Here is a 19,149-nt window from a genome sequence, read left to right as displayed (position 1 = left end):
ATAGCCTCCGTTTTTCATTTCTGCCTATTGGTCATTTGGCAATCACATACCCCATCACGCGTTTCCAGCCGACCGGTTTCTTCTCGATGTACACACCTTGTAGTTCCGGTGAGAAGCCCGGCAGAAGATTGATGCCCTCTTCCAGCGCCATGAAATAGCGTTGCACCGCGCCGCCCCACACTTCGCCCGGCACTACGCAGAGTACGCCGGGAGGATAAGGGAGAGCGCCTTCCGCGGCGATACGGCCTTCGGCTTCGCCAATAGGTACCAGCTCAATGTTATCGCGAATAAACTCGTTGTGCGCATCCTGCGCGTTCATCACCACCTGCGGGAAGCTCTTCTCGCGGAACATCTCTTTTTGCAGTTCCTTGACGTCGAAACTGACGTACAGGTTATGCATCTCCTGACACAGCTGGCGGATGGTGTAATTGCGGTAACGGTCTTCATTTTTACGGTACACCGTCGGCAGCACTTCGCTGAGTGGCGCATCTTCTTCAATGTACTGTTCAAAGCGTGCAATTTCTTCCACCAGCAGCTGCATCTTGGCCGGTGTTTCGGCGGGCGTCAGCAGGAACAGGATCGAGTTCAGGTCGCATTTCTCCGGCACTATGCCGTTTTCGCGCAGATAGTTTGCCAGTATGGTCGCCGGTATGCCGAATTCCGTGTATTTACCGGTCGTCGCATCAATACCCGGCGTAGTCAGCAGCAGTTTGCACGGGTCGACAAAATACTGTTTCTCGGCATAGCCGGAAAAAGCGTGCCAGCGTTCACCGGGCACGAAATCGAAGAAGCGCACATCGTTCGCCATTTTCTCCGTTTCATGGTTTTGCCAGGCGATACCGTCAACAACCGGCGGCACGAACGGCAAAATCATCGAGCACTGCTCGAGCAGCATTTTGCGCGTTTCAATGCCAAGCTTAACGCACTCCATCCACATGTGTTTACCACTGCCACCGGCGTGAATACGCGCGTTAACGTCAAGCGCAGCAAACAGCGGATAAAACGGACTGGTGGACGCGTGCATCATGAAAGCATTGTTGAGCTTTTTATGGCTGCAATGACGCTTCTGGCCTTTGATGTGGTTATCTTTTTTGTGGATTTGCGACGTCTGCGAGAACCCGGCTTGTTGTTTGTGAACTGACTGCGTAACGATGATCCCCGGATCGTTTTCATTCAGTTCCAGCAACAGCGGCGAGCACTCTTTCATCATCGGGATGAATTGTTCGTAACCAACCCATGCGGAATCAAACAAGATGTAATCGCACAGATGCCCGATTTTATCGACTACCTGACGCGCGTTATACACAGTGCCGTCGTAGGTGCCGAGCTGAATGATCGCCAGACGGAACGGACGTTGTTCACCGGCTCGATCCGGCGCAACCTGTTTGATTTGATTGCGTAAATACGCTTCGTCGAAACACGCCGCGTCGATACCACCGATAAAGCCGAACGGGTTGCGCGCCGTCTCAAGATACACCGGCGTTGCGCCCGCCTGAAGCAGTGCGCCGTGGTGATTAGATTTGTGGTTGTTGCGATCGAACAGCACCAGATCGTCACGGGTCAGCAACGCATTGGTGACGACTTTATTGGCCGCCGAGGTGCCGTTGAGCACAAAATAGGTTTTATCGGCATTAAACACTTTAGCGGCATATTTTTGCGCATCTTTCGCCGAGCCTTCGTGGATCAGCAAATCACCCAGTTTGACGTCAGCATTGCACATGTCGGAACGGAAAATGTTCGGGCCGTAGAAATCATAAAACTGACGCCCTGCCGGATGGCGACGGAAAAACTCACCGCCCTGATGCCCCGGACAGGCGAAAGTGGCGTTCTCCATTTCAACATACTTTTTCAGCGTGTCGAAAAAGGGCGGGAACAACGCTTCTTCATAAGCCTGCGCCGCCGATTCAATCTGCGCGGCATAAAATGCCTGATTGGCGTCCGATAAGGTGATCACGCCTTTCAGCGCAGGTAAAAACTCAGGTGAAACCTGCTCAGCGCCCTGCACAGCCACAAACGCAGGAATACCAAACCCCAGCTTTTCAATTTCCGCCAGCCTGCCGTGGTTCAAATCCCCGACGGATATAATGATGGCGGCGACGTCGGCAAAATCAGCGCGACGAAGGTCAGCCACCAGACGCGCAGTCTGGAGGTACGGGGAAACGGAGGTGCTTGCTGCAAGTTTTAAAAGTTTCATTCAGACTCTCAAACGGTTAAGTAAGAGGGTGTGCCACAGGGCACGGCAATGAGCTGGTACTTACGTCATAAGAAGACAATACGCAGAGTCCAGCCCGGCAATTGACGTTGGCCTGAGTGAGACGTCGAGTGTGACGAGACGATGCCGGTGCGGCAAGGTAGTGACAGTTGGCGTTTCAGGCTCAGCCACGTCTGATAGACAACAGTAAAATCAGAGGGGTGCGTGAATTCTCTGTTTTTAATAATGCCTACAGCGGGCAAACGGTAGCCTTACCGCATGAATGGATCTGCAAAAGAAGGAAAACTGAAATCGTGGTGTTTACAGCACCCGTAGATCATCATCAGATGTTTTTTGCGCCGGGAGAAAAGACCTAAAGCGCGATGTGATAAACCAGCCATGCCGCAACCCTCTTGAGCTGTCGCGTGAAAACGGGAACGGGAGTTGTTTAATAAATCGGCGCAATAATGTCACCTTTTTACCCCCTGTTCAACCCTGCACATTGCGCCAAATTCTTTCAGAATAAGACACCACCAACGCGCTCATTTTCTCACGCAGCAGGGGCTTTAGTCTCGGTGGGAATACGTTGAAGGGAAAACCGGCAAATCGTTGTAAAAAACATCACTCGAGTGACCAGCACGGCGTTTACCATAAAAACCCGTTGACGATACCTGTCCAATACGGTTTAATGCGCCGCGTTGCCCGGATAGCTCAGTCGGTAGAGCAAGGGATTGAAAATCCCTGTGTCCTTGGTTCGATTCCGAGTCCGGGCACCATATTCATATCAACGGACCTCCACGGAGGTCCGTTTTTGTTTGGTTTCCCCTCTAGAATCAATGAATCTCCTCTAACTCAATTCCACCGAACTCAATCAATATCTACCCACATCAAGCCGCTTGTGCGGGTACAACTGAGGGTATAGTCTGATTCGATAATATTTATACCCCTTTATACTATCAGGAGACCTCTCCGTGGCACTCACTGACGCTAAAATCCGTGCAGCTAAACCGGATGAAAAACCATATAAACTTGCCGACTCCGGCAACATGTTTTTGCTCGTTCACCCGAATGGCTCCCGTTACTGGCGACTCCGCTATCGATTTCTGGGTAAGGAGAAAACTTTCGCTCTGGGTGTCTACCCCGAGGTTTCATTATCTGAAGCACGTGAAAAGCGTGATGAAGCCAGAAAGCTGATTGCAACATGCGTTGATCCCTGCGAACAAAAACGGGTTAAGAAATCCGTATCAGATGTCGCTCATACTTTTGAAGCGATAGCTCGACAATGGCACGGCAGCAATAAAAAAGTGGTCTGAGTCACATAGCGAGAAAACCCTCAAAAGTCTTGAAACCCACGTATTTCCGTTTATTGGCTCACGAGATATCACCACGCTGAAAACACCCGATCTTTTGGTTCCTGTTAAAGCGGCCGAAGCAAAAGAGATTTACGAAATTGCCTCCCGCCTGCAACAACGTATCACGGCAATCATGCGATATGCAGCCCAGTCAGGTATCATCAGCTTCAACCCGGCGATTGATATGGTTGGTGCATTAACAACCGTTAAAAGACAACACCGCCCTGCCCTTGCCCTTAACCGCACCACTGAGCTTATCACCCGCATTGACTCCTACAAAGGTCAGCTCATGACCAGACTAGCCACAAAACTTACGCTGCTGATTTTTATTCGCTCCAGTGAACTACGTTTTGCAAGGTGGTCTGAAATTGATTTTGAAAAATTAATGTGGACCATCCCTCCTGAACGCGAACCTCTCACTGGTGTTAAACACTCACACAGGGGATCTAAAATGCGTACCCCTCATCTTGTCCCTCTGTCCAGGCAGGCGCTGGATATTTTGCAGCAAATACGCAGTATCAGTGGCGAGCATACGTTGATCTTTACGGGTGACCATAATCCCTGGAAACCGATGAGTGAAAATACTGTCAATAACGCCCTACGTCTCATGGGGTACGATACGAAAGTGGACGTTTGCGGTCACGGCTTCAGGGCAATGGCCTGCAGCTCATTGATTGAGTCAGGCCTATGGTCGAGGGATGCGGTTGAACGTCAGATGAGTCATCAGGAGCGGAACGGTGTAAGGGCAGCTTATATCCATAAAGCGGAATATCTGGATGAGCGCAGGCTGATGCTGCAATGGTGGGCTGATTTTCTGGATGCAAATGGGAAGAAGTCAGTGAGCCCGTTTGATTTTGCAAAACTCCGGTCCGGGTAGCAGTTCGCACCAAAACCAATCAGGATAGTTAACGTTAAGCACCTCCATTTCGGAGGTGCTTAACAGAGGGAGTTTTTATTTTTTGCCCTAAGATTGGATTCATAATTTGTTCAGTCATGTAGCCTCTTCTACAACGGATTAGAAAGGTCCGCTTAGTGCTGTGAGTTCAACGGGCCGATGCAATGCTATTGCTCGTTAGGTCAAAAATCTAAAAACATGTGGTCCGCTCGGGTGAGATACTTACAACATATTACACCCAAACCAAACTGTATAATAATGCAGTAGAATCAATGAGTTATTCATATTTTTTTGACATGCAGGCGAGATATTACAAAATCACCGGAGGATTCAACTTTTGTAGTTTCATTTCGAATATATTCAGAGTACAGGCAGGTAACATTAGGATAATTAAAACTACATAATATCGCGGCTAAAATATGTGGTTTTGGCCCAAATGGAATGATGGAAACGTTATACTCAGCTCTAAGAGGAGAGAGCATTTGTGACATGTTATCATAACATGTAGCAATACTATTAATTGGCAATTTTATGAGCTTATCTTCACCACCAAGGTAGTGTGAAATAAAGTCTTTGTTTTTTTCTAAACAAGTATTTTCATAATCATAGGTTGCTGCTGGTGCAGCCATGATACCAAAGCATTTGTTTGGGTTTAATAAGTTATACAAACGTTGAGGACCATATCTATCAAAGCCCAACATAAATATTGCTGCATTATGTCTTTTGGTTAATGAAATACCTTCACACCCCGGAATTATGCGTAACTCACCTAGTTCAACATTGAGATCTAAATTTTTATACACTGCAGTTGCATATATCAAATCAACTGTTACTCTTAATTCACAAAAATTGACTAGGTAGTTTAAAATCGCTGCATACCAAGCTCGTGACATCGAAGTGTAGTCAATTAATATTTTTAATTCCGGAATATTAGCCTTGCTAATTATTTCACTTAGTGCTTTTTGTATTTCAGAAATTTCTCTTTGTGAAATTTCTAGCAATTTTAAGCCAGTCCAATTTTCTGAAAAATAATTCAAACTATCGATACGAACTGGATCTTCTTTATGTTGGTCAAAAGCTAAAACAATTACATTGTCGATTTTGTCCTTATGCAATCGTGTAGCCACGTCAATACAGCGTTCTTCATATCCACAAGAAAATAATGCAATATCATATTTTGACTGACGTAACTCACCTATTGATAAGTCATCTACATGTAATTTATTCATCATCCCCCTCCCAGTTTAGACTATATTGCCCATCATCATTGTTTTTATTTATAGTTTTAAATCGGCTATAAGAAGAATTGTTCATTATCACAGATAATTTTATGGAGTTTCCTTTTCTTGGCATTAAGTAAAAATGAGGTGATAAACAAAAGGCCAAGGAAAATCTACCTTTTCTGTTTGGCATTTTGTTATCGTTGTCCAACCCTCTAAAATCTGGGTAAATTAAACCTAGATCTACAGCTGTTTCTATATACTTCCATACATTATCATCTTCAACATCGAATGAAAATGAGTTGTATGTATCTGTATTTATTTTGTCTGTATGAAGTTTGTCTTTTAAAAACCTACCAATTGTCGTAAACAAATCGAAAGCTTTCTTTCCATCCACCTCTAGGTTTAAACCATCTAGCTCTGAGTATGAAAATTCTTTTAGTTTCGCACCTTGTTCCTTGTCTGATAGAGGCTTAAGCTCAGTACAAGATTCAATATTCTTTGAAAAAAGATAATTGAATAACCGTAATAAACGACGTGGGTTTCCATCTGAACATCTTACTATTAGTGAATACCCAGAAAATATAAATGGTGAAGCATTACCTTTATAACGTTGAAAGGAATCTTTTAATATCAGTGTCCCTCTCAATTTTCTTGATACTGAGCTTTCGAAAAGAGAATAATCTTGATCCAGTAACCTCTCCGCTCTTTTGATCGTACTGGAATCACAATACTCTCTCACCTTCTCCATCAATTTATCATCAGGGAGTGCATCTTTAGGGGAGTCAACTAAAATTGAATTACCCAAAAGAAACTCTAGTGTGATATCTTTATTTATAATAGATGAATTTTTTACTCTTTTTCTAAAAAGATTATCTGCGAAATTTTCAAATAAAATATGAGAATTATTATTTGAACTACCATGGAGGCCTTGCTTATCAATATTTAAATAATCAAAGTCGTGCCCCATGTTTAATGGAAAACCCGTAACAGTTTCTAGAGTGTAGTGCCGATATGGCATTGTTGTTATTTTGAATACGATTTCATTATATGACCTCATATGCGTATTCAATATTCTATGATGCTCTTTAGTTAAGAATTCAGCCTCATCAATACAAACACAGAATGTAGAGGAATTAGAAAACCCGATTTCTTTTCTTACCGTAGATAGTGCCATTATTAAATGGCTTAAATAGATCAGTATTAAAGTTAAGCCCAACCATAAGATCATCATCACTTAATTTAAGACCTAGCTTCATCTTATTAAACACAATATTTTTTATATTCGGTAATCTCTAGTTCGTCAAAAATATCAGTAATTGTATTTAATTTCTTAGACAACCATAATTCTGATATTTTATTGCAAATGGATTTTTCTTTGATAACCCTATCTATCTCATCCTCAATATACGAATGAAGGCAGCTTCGTATGGTATCTAGAAACCTTGCGCATGAAGATAAGTTCAAACTCCACTTAAAAAGCTGGTTATTATCATCAATGTCACCAATTGAGTTTACCCATTCAACTTTCAAGGGAATGTACGTCGCAATAAATGAGCGTTGATCTATGATTTTTTTTTGCTTTTTCATCATTCAACTTAGTAAGACATTCATGAGAAAGCATTTTAATCAATGCAGTCTTACCCGAGCCTCGAGAACCTAGTATTATATGATTTTTGTTAGATATTAGAGATTCAAATGCTGGAGTCCAAACAAACTCTTCAGCTAGTTGGTTAGAAGTGAAATATCTAGCATTAGAGTGTTCAAATATATTATCAAACCCAAATAAGTTATGCATGTTATTTTCCCTTCAACAAAATGAATAACTCATCTTGCCCTGGAGTTTTAAATATGGCAAAGCCAACTTCATCCGATAAATCCATAATAGTCTTTTCAAGTAGCTTTCTCGAAGTATATATTATATCAGCATAATGGTTAGATAGTTCACTCCACTTTACATGTGTCTGCGTCTCGAAAAAAACTCTCAATGGATTTTTTTAGCTGCTTTTTTAGTTCAATAGGTAACATGCGATTACCAAAAAACTCTTTATGAGGTATTCCGTTAATGGACTCATCTTTTGTCCACCCATGTCCAGTATTGTGTGACCAAGTCACTACCTTCCCTAAAGGAGTTTTGTTTACATCACAAATTTTATCAATTTCAATTTGATGAATAGTATTCGGTACCCCTTGGAACCATCTATCATCTAAACGCGCAGAGAAACTGCCAGCACAAAGTATATTAATAGGATGCTGATAGTCGTCAGAATACTGTGCAAGCCTGGGTATATGTTTATGTCCATGTACGATAAAATTAATGTTATGTTTAGACGAAATTTCCATCAGGATAGCTGCGTTTTGTAAGATGCTATGGTCAGCGGCATCAAAAGGTAAATCAGGCTGCTGGATTGGATGGTGATGTACGACTAGCAGATTAATTTTCTCACTATATGCAATTTGCAGTTCTTGAAGCTTTCTATCCAGTTCTGTTAAATCCTGTTTGCGAATAACACCGTGATGAGGTTTTCTATCATAGTGGTCATAAACCGAACTGTTCACACCAATGATATTTAGGTTCTCATCACTCCAAATAGCAAAATATGGTTCCTTGTAATAACAGCCAAAATGAGCTCGGTCTAAACATTGTTTAAAAAAGTCATTGAAGCGCAAGTTGCTATATTTGCGTTCAATTGTCATGTTAATGTTTTCTTTTGAGGTCATTGAGAGTTCTTCTTCAACCCAGTTACCATCGTGGTTCCCTGGAACAAAAAAGACTTTTTCTTGCTCAACTCCCACAATCATCGCTATTTCTTTCAAGCGTGTGGATGCAAGTTCAAATTCTTCTCTAGTTGCTCTGTTGGTGATATCACCCGCGACAACAAGATAGTCAGCTCGTATATCCTCTTGTTTAGCAAGATGTCTTAATTCATTTAGAAACTGATTTTTTACAGCGTTGTTAGAGCTTCCTACTGCAAACTCATTTGAAACAGCCGCGTCACCAACATGTAAATCACTAATGATTATTATTTTCATATGCCAGATACCTATAGGTATACTAATACTGTTGCATGATATCACAGTTGTGTAAGTATCCCGTTTAAGGGACTAACCATTTTTAGAGGCCTTCCACTTCCTGATCTCCTCCCTGAAAACAATGCCAGTCTAAACTGAAGTATCCGGTCTTTCTTTCATCTCACATGAATTCCTTTCCGCTGCTGACAAAGAACCATAGTTTTGTTCCAAAACCGTATTTCACCTACAGTCCATGCGAAGCGATTATTTCGGTTACCAGGATTCGTCATAACCCCACTCATCTGGTAGTTTTCTGCTGCAATAGCGGTACTCGCACGTCGGCCTCGGTCAGCAAGGCGTATCTAGCGATAAGCTGTTTCAGGTGCATCTCCATCTCGGCCTTTGCAGCAACAGGTAATGATTGCCCTGCCGGAGTGTTTGCCAGTATCCGCAGTTGTTCTTCTGCCGGTATAGCGCCATTAAACGACTGCAGAGTGGTGAATACGAAAGATTTTAGTTCGCTGACTGTCATGTATTTTCCCTTCTTTTCATCCAGCCCGTTTAGTCGGTCACTCAGTTGCTGCAATGTCGTCATACCTTGATGCCAGCCATTCAGGTTTTCTATCGGCAAGGCTGAAGCATTAAGCTGCTGTTGCCACTGCTGTGCCAACGGTTTGGCCTTCTCCGGCCACAGAGCCTGAGCCTGTTCTACCAGCTGTCGACTGTAGTTGAGAGTCCAATACGGCGGTAACTGATTTAGGCGGGTGAGCTGCTGCTGTGTATCCGTAATGAGGGCCTCAGATAAGGGAGCTTGCTGACGAAGGATCTCAAGTTGACTGGCTGAGAGTACCGAAGGTAAGGGAGCCAGCGATGCAGCAAGCTGAGTCTGTAACGGGTCAGGTCGGTGCAGATACTGCCAGCCCCACACCGTTGCCACGCTTATCAGCAGCATGGTGACCATGCCCGCAGTAAAGGATCTCCACTTTTTTGCCGAAGCAGGGATCACCGACAGTACTTCCACGTTCGGCCGTTGTTCCGGCTGTGCCACATACACCCACTTCACCGCGTTGTTCGGCACCTTTTTCTCTGCATCTGGAATGCCAGACAGCGCCCCAACGGATGTTGCTGGGCTATTTATACCCGTTGTGGGCAGTACAACACCGGGCTGAACAACTGCACCAGTACCGGATGCGCCGTCACTGTTGTTTTCCAGTCGGGATGCACTGTGATGCATCAAAGTACGTAAGGTATCGAGCTGGCTCAGATGTTTGAGCTCCAGATGCTGTAGCACAGCTCCGAGACTCGTAAGAAGTTGTTCGGCACTATAAAGCTGGCTGAGGTCGCTGTAGTTCAGAGGGAGTTTGCGCATCAGCTGTTGTATACGGTGACTCAGACCACTGAGGATTTCCACCCGGGCATGTACCGGCTGCGGCCAGAGCGTACTCCACTGATGGCTTATCAGGGCTTCCAGGATCGACAGCCCTTCGTTCAGACCGAATAGCCCAGCAAGATGAGTACGGGCCAGCGTATACCAGGCCACCGTCTGCAGCTCAACACCATTTTGCTCAAACAACGATAGACAGAGTTTTTCGGCATAACGCCAGTTCACATCCGGGCGTGCCGGATGTGTCAGTTTGCTCAGTTCATCACGAAGGGCAGCATAATCCGGTAGCGTACGCGGGTCGCCCCCGGAGTTTAACATTTTATGACGGGTCATCCTGTAGCTCCTGAAGGTCCATGCCGGCAAATTTCGTCAGGTGACGACTGATACTGTTTTCTGTGTAGCAGGTCACCAGTAACGAACGCGTCGCGCGAGTAAAGGCCACATACAGAGGCGGGATGGCTTCCGTCTCATCCTCAGCCGCCTTGTGTACAAAAGATGCGTTGATGACCGCAACGAAAGGAAACTCAAGCCCTTTGCTGCTCTGACAGGTCAGCAGATGTACGACATTATCCCTGTGTGAGTAGCTCTTCTTATCCACATGGGTAAAGCTGACGGCTGCAGGTATCTCCTGCTGTGCCAGTAGGTCCGTGAGTTGGGTTGCCGAGAACTGGGTTGGGCACAGCACCGCCATATCCCCCCAGCGACCAGAAAGGGTGTAGTTTTCTTTCAACCAGCCAATGACATGACGGGCTTCATCGACTGCTGAGCGGCACTGCACAATATCAGGAATATTTCCGTCCTCACCGCACGCTTCAGGCAGCACCAGAGGAACCTCATGATTGTGATGCTTATCAAAATAATCGCGTGAAAAGGCATACGCAAAATTGAGAATACGTCGGGGATTACGATAGTTGATCCTCAGGACTGAAGTCCGTCCCTGCGCCTGAATACCCACGCTTGCCAGCGAGAAGTTCAGCGCCCTTTCCCGGCGATAGAGTGACTGGGCATCATCATACATCAGCAGCAGTGAGCGGCTGGCGTTATCAAACAGACGGGCTATCAGCGACAACCACCGACGGTCAAAATCATGTCCTTCATCCACCAGCACCGCATCGTACCCTGCATCTGTGATCAGTCCCTTCTCTACTGCGCTTTCAAGCGCCGCAAAACGCATATCAAATAACGCGCCTTCACCACTGACGGGCAGGCGGAACTTACGCACAGTGACACCACACCAGTCATGGAAGTGCCAGACGTGTACTTTTTGGGATAACCCTTTCTCAGCAATGCACTCGCGGATATAGTTTGCCAGGGTAATATTAAAGCAGAGAACTAAAACGGGGCGCGCCGTCGTTTCTGCAAGATACAGACAGCGGTAAAGCAAAATTAACGTCTTACCTGACCCGGCCACACCGTGGATAACGCGGTGCCCCTCTCCCAGATTGCGGGCCAGCACCTCCTGCTGAATATCCATGACCCGCTGTACGTGGCTGTTCTTTTTTTTAGCAGGTATCGCTATTTCCGGGAAAAGATGCCTCCGCATGGCATCCCTCATAACGGGAGTGATCGAAGGTCTGAAACGGGTGGTAAACAGCGCGGAGATCTTTTGCCGAAACGCAGAAGGCGTAACCGACTCCGTCATTTCACCCTGACAAATTGTCAGCGCATGCGGGAATATAGCCTCAACCGAACCATCAGCAGACAAGGACGTCAGTTGCTGACGAGTGATGTTGGTAAATACGATGCCATAAGCCCAGGCGACATTGAGCTTACCTTTGTAAAGCCCACTCTTCTGCTGTAATCCCGGATCCTGAGATAACATCTCGGCGGTGGCACAGGCATACTCCCTGACCTGTACCAGCGGGTTTCGCTCCTGCTTTTGCCCCTGCTCTGTCTCAAGAATGACCCTCTGCGGATCGGCATGGCGAAGCGTATTTAGCCGCCAATCCTTAACTTCCAGAAAGATAAGTCCAAGAGAGGGATCGATAATAACAAAGTCCGGGTGTCGGTATTGTCGTCCAACCGGAATGTCATACCAGACCAAACAATCATCACCAAGGTGTGACTCCAGGCGCTGGGCAACGCGTCTTTCCCCGTGTGTCATTCGTTCCCCACACAGCGAAAGAGAGGTCATTAGCTTTGCCATAATTCTATTCCAGACGGTTATACGTTAGAGCAATGACTGATGTGGCTGGCTCTGGAAGACTCATGCTGCTTCACTTTCAGCATATTCGAGGCTTTGCAGATACTGTAATGCTGCCGGGTCAGCAATATAGTCAACCCGCCCATGGTGACGTTCCACCTCGTTAATGATTTTGCTGAGGTCTACGCGGAAAAACTCCTTACGCAGGTTAATCCTGTTAATGCGGTAACGTTCAAGATGGTCGTGCAACGTTTTTTCAAGCGCCGGCGCATCATCACAGGAAATCATGGCGTGGACGTCAAAATCAAAAGGCACAGCTGCCCCACTCAGTTCTTTCACCCGCTCCATGGGCTCAAGCCGTCGGGTCATACCAATTTTGAAGACATCTTCACCAAAGGAGCCGATATTCGAAATCACATACACATGCCCCTGTTTCGTGAGCTGGGCCATGGATTTTGCACGCTCATACTGCTGATGCACGTCCTGAATTTTTTGCTCCAGTTCCAGGCGCTGTCTTTCCAGCTCTTCTTTATATGTACCTTCGGCAGCCAGTAGCGCCTCTTCCAGCACTCGCTGCTGCTCAGCAAGGCGCTGCTCCTCTTCCTCAGCTTCCTGCTGTTGCCTGTCCAGCTCATCTTGCCGCTGCTTTTCTTCCCGCATCTGGCGTTTGAGCTCGGCCTGATACTCCTTTTCTTCCTGAGCCTTTTCCAGAAACGCTACCTTATCCAGGAACTGCTGTTTTACATCGCCCCAGTCCGCATTGTCTTCCAGCTCCAGAAAGGTAATTTTCTCACTGATGGCAGCGTAGGCATCTCTTTCCTTGCGGAGCTGGTCATATTTACTTTGCCAGTTATTGACGGTGGTTCCGGCAAGCAATGTCTTCACTTTGAACTTATATGCTGAGTCCACAATACGCTGTAGCGCTTTGCTGGCCTTATTTCGGGCCTCATGATATTCATCCCAGAGACCGGCAAGCCGTTTCTTTTCTTGGTGAATACCTCGTGCCACTTCGGTACTGACAGTCTCTTCAAAGGCTTTTTCTTTCTGAGCAAGGTCTGATACAGCTTGTTCAAGTTCCGCGGTTTTCTTCCTGAAGCTGCGGTAATGGAAAACCCGTAGCACCAGCGCAGCGGCAATCAATAAACCAAAGAACAGAGCAATAATGCCTGCCGGATTCGATACGGATCCAATAAAACGCTCATTAATATTAATTAATGCTCTTACCGCGACATAAACACCCCAGGCAATTACACCAATAATAACCAGGATAATACCCGCAGCATTGTCATCTTTTTTTCTTCGTGCCATGTTTTATTTCTTTCCTTTCTTATTTTAATCCTGATTATTTAATCTTAATAACAGGCAAGGGGCCGTTGCCACGCCGGATTAATATTGGCTCGCTGAGCAAATCGGTAAATGGGTATATCCGGGCTTGCTGGCCATATGGAGGGGAGCGCATGCTGGCTGCCGGGGTTGCGTACTGACCGGTTCGTCGGTTTCTGTAACGCGTTGCGGGTTCTGCTTTTTCGCAGTTGTCACCTTTTTTGCCTGCGTTTTGCGGGTGGAAGTGGAAGGTTTTACCTGATTGCTGGCTTCTGAGGAACCATACCCGGAACAGAATCGCTTCGACTGACTCAGGCTCCCGTCATTACAAACAAAGCTTCCATCCGATGTGCAATGCGCTATACCGCCTTTTGAACCTGAACAGGGCTGCCTTCCACGCGCAGCATCGGCTTGTGCCGTAAATAGTATTCCTGAAAACATAAGGAAGATTATTTTTCTCATTTTCATATCCGTGATTTATTTCGTTATTTTTGGGATTTATTTTCCATCAGCCATTGAAGCGTATCACCAGGTAAATATGTAACGACTCAAAGAAAAAAATAACTATTCATTTTTCAGTGTCCGTTATGGCAGAAGCGCTAACATCAGACCAAAAAACGTACTTTCATCGAAACTCTGACCTGACCGGGGCAACGTACCTGGCGGAGTAAAGGTCCAGTCGCTGATGTGACCTGCCCGCATGAAAAGGCGCCCCAGGGAAGTCACGCGCCCTCGTGTATGGAAGGCTGCCTCGACACACCCCGTCACGCCCTGGCCGTATAAAAATACCGGCATAAATTTTATTGCCCGGTTTTCGTAACACAGAGCGATGCCGGGTATATCAAAAGCCCCGCCATCCACCAGCAGATCGGTAACAGAAACGGTTAAAATTTCCGCCTGAAGGCCGGTATCCACCAGCCACGCGTCCATCTGCTCCTGAAGCTGCACCATTCGTAGACGAAATTCTGCAATATCAGCCTGGCACTTACCGACAGGCGAGGCCGGAGCGAGCTGTCTGACCTGAAGTTTTTTGAAGAACTGTGATTTTACTGACATCGGTGTTAACTGGCCTTACATGCGGGTTGTCGTGTCGAGATACTGCTGTTGCTTCAAATGGCGTAATAGCACCCGACCTTCCGGCATAAACTCCGTGCCGTAACGCACCAGCCCAATGTCTTTCAGTTCTGCATCGATGGCGTAACGAAGCTCGCCGGGCCGGGTCTGCTCCAGGACCACTACATCAACCCTTTTCAGGCGCGGCTCATATTTCAGCAGCACGTCAGAGAGCGTACCCATCAGTTGATGTGCGGTCCCCGGCATTCCCTGCAGGATTTTGGTCATATCCGGCAGGCCATAATCGGGGAGGTGGGCCTGCGTGCCTGCACGGCAGTTGAGAATACGTTGCATATTGTCGAGTACCGACAGGATGACCTGGTTCTCTTCACTGACCTGATGCAAGTCAAGACCGCCGGTGAAGTTGCCAAACAGCATTTCGTACAAAGAGGGACGCGGCATGTCAGTCACCCTTCACCGGTTTGAGCGTCAGGCTGTTGTTACCGGCTTCAATAATTCTGGCCTTATCCGGGGAGAGGTCATCACGGGAGAGGATCACACGCCAGGTGTCGTTCACCTGATCCGGTGACATAAACATCCCGGCGACTGCCACATACTGCGCATTATCCTCCATTGGCATATCCACTATCATCGCCCCGCCGGGTTGCAGACGAATATCCTTCTCAACCACAAGGTCAGCCTTCAGTGCCTGGCTGTCAGCGGCAAACAGTGACGGGTAATCGGTGGAGTCGAAAGCCTTCCGGTCTTTCAACTGATAAATACGCACTACGGTGGACAGTGCCATGCCACCGGCATTGCTGTTCACCGCTTCACGGGCGCGAATATCCAGATGTAACGTTTTGACCTGCTTATAAAAAATGGATTTGGTCACAGCCACGGTGCCATCACTCACCTTTTGCGTCAGGCCGCAGCCCGCTAGCAGCATCACGATGCCTGATGTCAGTATAAATAGGGGGGTTTTACCAAGAGTAATCGCCATCTTCATCAGTCTCCCTGCGGTGAAGGTTTTCCTGAACCCGCTCATAGCGGCCCAGATTAATGGTTATTGTTTTTGATTGTGGTGTTGCGCCCAGATTGAGGGGGCGTAGTATCGCGGTGCGGCCCAACTGGGCGGCACCGGGGCGTGACTGGCTGCTCATCGTTGCATCTGGCAGCAGACTGCGAGCGACACAAAGCTGCAGACGGACATCCAGACGGGCGCCGAGATAAACGTGCAGTAGTGCCATTAAATCGCTGTGGAGTTCGCCTCCGGGAAGCCAGCCCTGAACTTCCTCCGGACAGGTAGTCGTCAGTTGCATCAGCACCTGACAATTCACATCGGTGGCGTAGTGACCCATCACCGGACGATGTTTCAGCGTAACCGGCTGGTTGACACTCATGGTCAGCGGCTTTTTCAGCGGCACGCGACGTTTATCGTGGTGCCAGATTTTTGCCTGGGTATTCGGTGCCAGCAGGCGTACCAGTGAGGTCATACCTTCCGCGGTGCGGCCCGGTAACAACATCACCGGCAGCAGCGCCAGAAAACGGGATGCCGGCGTGGCGATATTTTTCGCACACCCGTCAACACCGAGTCCCGCCAACCCCAGCAGATACTGTGACGTTCTGTCTTTCCCTCCCTCCTCAAAGGTCGCCGGGTAAGAGTATTTACGCCAGATACGGTAGTACTGAGCAATCAGGCGGTGGTTGAAAATATCGAGGAAATCCGCCGTGGCTTCATGGCCTTCCCGCCGCTGGGTGATATCGTCGATGTAGTGCGTCGGCAGCGGCGACTCCACGCCATAGAGCCCCATAAAGGTGACCCTGACGGTCGGTGGCAGATGCGGCTGCTCTGCGGCCTCAAGGCCTTTGATTTCCGAGGCCGGAAAACCCATCCCCGAATGAGGCCGAAAGCGCACCGGCTCGTGACGGACCTGCCAGGTGCTACCAATGACAGGTTTATCAGGCTGGCTCTGCTCCAGCAATTGGCAGAAGCGGTAAAAATTGATATAGGGTAGCCGGTCGCCCAGCGTTTCCATCAGCCGGGCAGGCGCGGACTGTGATTCTCTTTCCACCGGATGCATTTTCCTTCTGGCTGAACAATCAGGGTGAGCTGGTTAAACTGGTTCATGTCGGCGTAAAGCGCAAAGAAGCGGTTGAGCAGTTCACCGAACAAATGAACGTCACCTTCCCCGGTAAAACCGTTGCTGTCGAGGGTGACTTCAATATCCAGCCCGCGCAGCAGATATCCCTCCTCGAAACGCTGGATACGGTGATGCTCGACACGTTGTATCGCCTCCAGGCGGCGGTTATTCAGTTCATCTTCCTGCCAGTTGTACAGTGCCAGCGTCCCGCGCAGCACTTCAGCGCTGCTCATCATATTGAGAAAACTTGAACCCAGATGGCTCAGCACCCGCCAGTGAAAGCGGTCCTCTGCGGGTGGATAGACCGGCAGTGTCGGTTTACAGAGGTTTTTGACGGACATTGTCGTCTGCATCACCTGCTCACACCGGTCGAGCAATGTGCTCTGCAGGGCGCGACGTGGCAGTTGGCCGTTGGTGCCGGTGATTTGCAGCGATACGGTTTCCCGCTCAACCCCCTTATCCTCTTCCCATTGCATCCCGCCCAAAATCAGCCAGGTGTCATGCAACCCGGTAACACCGCGCTTCACGCGGGTGTGGTAATAACGCGGTGGTGCATGACGGCGCAACATGCCGCCTTTGTGGCGGAAACTGCTGAACGGCACATACTCGGCATCATCCGTGCGCTTTGACCCAGTCACCGAATCCACCGCGTAAATTTCGGTATGCCCGTCCTGCAGGCGTTTTGGCCGTAACAGGTATTCACTTTCGAGTCCGGAAATCGTCAGGGGATCGGCTTCCAGGGTGAACAGGTTGATGACCGGAACGCAGTGCAGACGAATGGCCTCATGGGTGACCGGTAAATCGGATGGCCACAGCTGGCTCAGCACCACCTCAATATCGAAGTACTCCGTTCCCGCAGGCAGCGTTATCCCCTCCAGACCATTGAGATGAACAAACATAAACTTGTCGCGGAAGGTAAAATATTCCAGCAGCAGTTGGTAACCGCTAAAGCCCGCGTCGCCTTTCGGCCACAGCCCCTCCTCCTCACCGAATCCGCCCGGTGAAAACCAACCCTCCAGCCGGATGCGATCCGCTTGTCCGGGAAGGCGCATGTACAGTGCGGCCTGACGACGGGTCAGCATCATATGCAGCTGGCTGCTGACCGGCGCATCTGCGGCCAGATACAGGCTCAGGCGGCCGAGGTCCGCCTGCGACCAGTCAGCCTGTCCGCTGCAGGCAAAACGTATCGCGAGCCGCGACCGCCCATCCGGCTCGGTGGTCATGGTGACGCCGGATATGCTGAGCGGATTGAGCATCATGTCGCGGGTGGTGCGATACCGGCAGACGGTATTCTTCGGGCCTATTGGTCGGGAGGTGACCTCTAACCCGGCCGGTACCGGCTCGGCCATTTTCATGGCCTTCAGGTCGGGGGTAAATGCGACCACGGACAAAGAGGGGATGGTGCGCAGGTAGTGTGGCCAGAGCATACTGACCAGCCCTTCGGTCAGCTCCGGCAGGTCGTCATCAATTTTTTCCCGCAGACGCCCCATTGAGAAGGCAAACCCTTCAAATAAGCGTTCGACATAAGGGTCCGGGGTTCCGGCTTTATCCAGGTCGAGCATGGCTGCCCGATCAGGATGGGTCTGGGCAAACTCTTTCGCCGCTTCACGCAGGTAGCGCATTTCGGCATCGTAATAACGCAGGGTTAAGTCGTCCATAAAAGTCCAGGCTTTAATGTACAGGAGGGTTACTGATGAGCCCTAATAAACGGAGAGATATCGGGAAAAAAATAATATCAGCAACGGCAGTGAATGGTGTTAAAACTACGTTTGTCGCCAAATTCAAGGGATGGAAGTTTGTTAAGTTATCTTCTGAATAAAATTGAACTTTGTGTTTCTTATCCAAAAAATCCCCTTTACTGAATATATTGTTATTTTTCCCTCTGGGAATAATAACGCCTTCTATATGTACTTGTTTAACATACCTCCCGCCATTGTTCCAAAAACCAGCCTGCTTAATAGTATTAAGATCGTACTCAGAAATACTGCCGTAACTTTTATCAACCCAAACCGCAAGGGTGTCAGAAAAATGCATTAGAGCATCATCTTTTCCGGAACTGGTGAGCTTTAGCCTTACACCATCATATTTTTCAAAACCTGAAACTAGAGGTACCAAGGTCGAGATCTTGTCTAAGGACATTAGTTCTGTTGCTCCTCGGGTCAGAATGTAAATGTTTTTTTCTCCCAAAAAAGCGATCCCCTCCGAGGGTATATCCAGTGTGACTTTGGATTCGCCCTGTAAAACTGATGCTGCAAGGTTTTTATACTGAAATACCCCATCGACATTATCCTGAACCTGAACATGTTTTTCCGTACGTTTGTCAGCAACTTTGTTCCCGCCCCACAATACTACAGTGCAACCCGAAAGCAGTAGCAGAGCACCTAAACAGGCAACCATTTTTACGATTTTCATTTATTTTAACTTCCATAAAACAT

Annotated in this window: 13 protein-coding genes, 1 tRNA gene and 2 pseudogenes; 2 read left to right on the top strand and 14 right to left on the bottom strand. The window is 47.8% G+C overall.

Going from position 1 to position 19,149, the window contains the following annotated elements:
* Positions 1-31: 31 nt before the first annotated feature.
* Positions 32-2,194 (bottom strand): ornithine decarboxylase SpeF, encoded by a 2,163-nt coding sequence (gene speF, locus GE278_04475; protein QLK60081.1) that lies wholly within the window; start codon positions 2,192-2,194, stop codon positions 32-34.
* A gap of 697 nt (positions 2,195-2,891) precedes the next feature.
* Between speF and GE278_04470 the strand changes: the two genes are divergently transcribed.
* Both GE278_04470 and GE278_04465 read left to right on the top strand, forming a co-directional pair.
* A tRNA-Phe gene (locus tag GE278_04470) sits at positions 2,892-2,967 on the top strand.
* Positions 2,968-3,162: 195 nt separating this feature from the next.
* A pseudogene (locus GE278_04465) lies at positions 3,163-4,420 on the top strand (DUF4102 domain-containing protein).
* Positions 4,421-4,719: 299 nt separating this feature from the next.
* On the opposite strand, the gene GE278_04460 reads toward GE278_04465, so the two are convergent.
* From GE278_04460 to GE278_04400, 13 genes and pseudogenes are all read right to left on the bottom strand, one after another.
* Positions 4,720-5,667: a hypothetical protein gene (locus GE278_04460; protein ID QLK63189.1), complete on the bottom strand. Its 948-nt coding sequence runs from the start codon at positions 5,665-5,667 to the stop codon at positions 4,720-4,722.
* Positions 5,660-7,456 (bottom strand): annotated as a pseudogene (locus tag GE278_04455) (hypothetical protein). Before GE278_04455 ends, GE278_04460 begins: the two are co-directional and overlap by 8 nt.
* 146 nt (positions 7,457-7,602) lie before the next feature.
* Positions 7,603-8,700 (bottom strand): metallophosphoesterase, encoded by a 1,098-nt coding sequence (locus tag GE278_04450; GenBank protein ID QLK63188.1) that lies wholly within the window; start codon positions 8,698-8,700, stop codon positions 7,603-7,605.
* Positions 8,701-8,968: 268 nt separating this feature from the next.
* Positions 8,969-10,387, bottom strand: a complete 1,419-nt coding sequence (locus tag GE278_04445) for a hypothetical protein (protein QLK60080.1) — start codon at positions 10,385-10,387, stop codon at positions 8,969-8,971.
* Positions 10,374-12,200, bottom strand: coding sequence for an AAA family ATPase (locus tag GE278_04440; protein ID QLK60079.1), 1,827 nt, complete (start codon positions 12,198-12,200; stop codon positions 10,374-10,376). Before GE278_04440 ends, GE278_04445 begins: the two co-directional genes overlap by 14 nt.
* A 60-nt stretch (positions 12,201-12,260) precedes the next feature.
* Positions 12,261-13,505 carry a GIY-YIG nuclease family protein gene (locus GE278_04435; protein ID QLK60078.1) on the bottom strand — a complete coding sequence of 415 codons (1,245 nt, stop codon included), beginning with the start codon at positions 13,503-13,505 and terminating at the stop codon, positions 12,261-12,263.
* 78 nt (positions 13,506-13,583) lie between these two features.
* Positions 13,584-13,982, bottom strand: coding sequence for a hypothetical protein (locus tag GE278_04430; GenBank protein ID QLK60077.1), 399 nt, complete (start codon positions 13,980-13,982; stop codon positions 13,584-13,586).
* Between the two features lie 123 nt (positions 13,983-14,105).
* Complete coding sequence (locus GE278_04425) at positions 14,106-14,576, bottom strand: hypothetical protein (protein QLK60076.1); 471 nt, start codon at positions 14,574-14,576, stop codon at positions 14,106-14,108.
* A 15-nt stretch (positions 14,577-14,591) separates the two neighbouring features.
* A complete protein-coding gene (tssE, locus tag GE278_04420) occupies positions 14,592-15,035 on the bottom strand; it encodes a type VI secretion system baseplate subunit TssE (protein QLK60075.1) in 444 nt (147 codons plus the stop codon).
* Position 15,036: 1 nt separating this feature from the next.
* Complete coding sequence (gene tssJ, locus GE278_04415) at positions 15,037-15,573, bottom strand: type VI secretion system lipoprotein TssJ (protein ID QLK60074.1); 537 nt, start codon at positions 15,571-15,573, stop codon at positions 15,037-15,039.
* Positions 15,554-16,654 carry a type VI secretion system baseplate subunit TssG gene (gene tssG, locus GE278_04410; protein ID QLK60073.1) on the bottom strand — a complete coding sequence of 367 codons (1,101 nt, stop codon included), beginning with the start codon at positions 16,652-16,654 and terminating at the stop codon, positions 15,554-15,556. Before tssG ends, tssJ begins: the two co-directional genes overlap by 20 nt.
* On the bottom strand, positions 16,609-18,372 hold the full coding sequence (gene tssF, locus GE278_04405; protein ID QLK60072.1) for a type VI secretion system baseplate subunit TssF: 1,764 nt from the start codon (positions 18,370-18,372) through the stop codon (positions 16,609-16,611). The genes tssG and tssF overlap by 46 nt, the downstream gene beginning before the upstream one ends.
* A gap of 13 nt (positions 18,373-18,385) precedes the next feature.
* On the bottom strand, positions 18,386-19,126 hold the full coding sequence (locus GE278_04400; protein QLK60071.1) for a hypothetical protein: 741 nt from the start codon (positions 19,124-19,126) through the stop codon (positions 18,386-18,388).
* Positions 19,127-19,149: the final 23 nt, after the last annotated feature.

Source organism: Enterobacteriaceae bacterium Kacie_13 (assembly GCA_013457415.1).
Taxonomy (GTDB): domain Bacteria; phylum Pseudomonadota; class Gammaproteobacteria; order Enterobacterales; family Enterobacteriaceae; genus Rahnella.
Note: the sequence above shows the minus strand (reverse complement) of the source record. Positions and strands in the feature narration are given on the sequence as shown.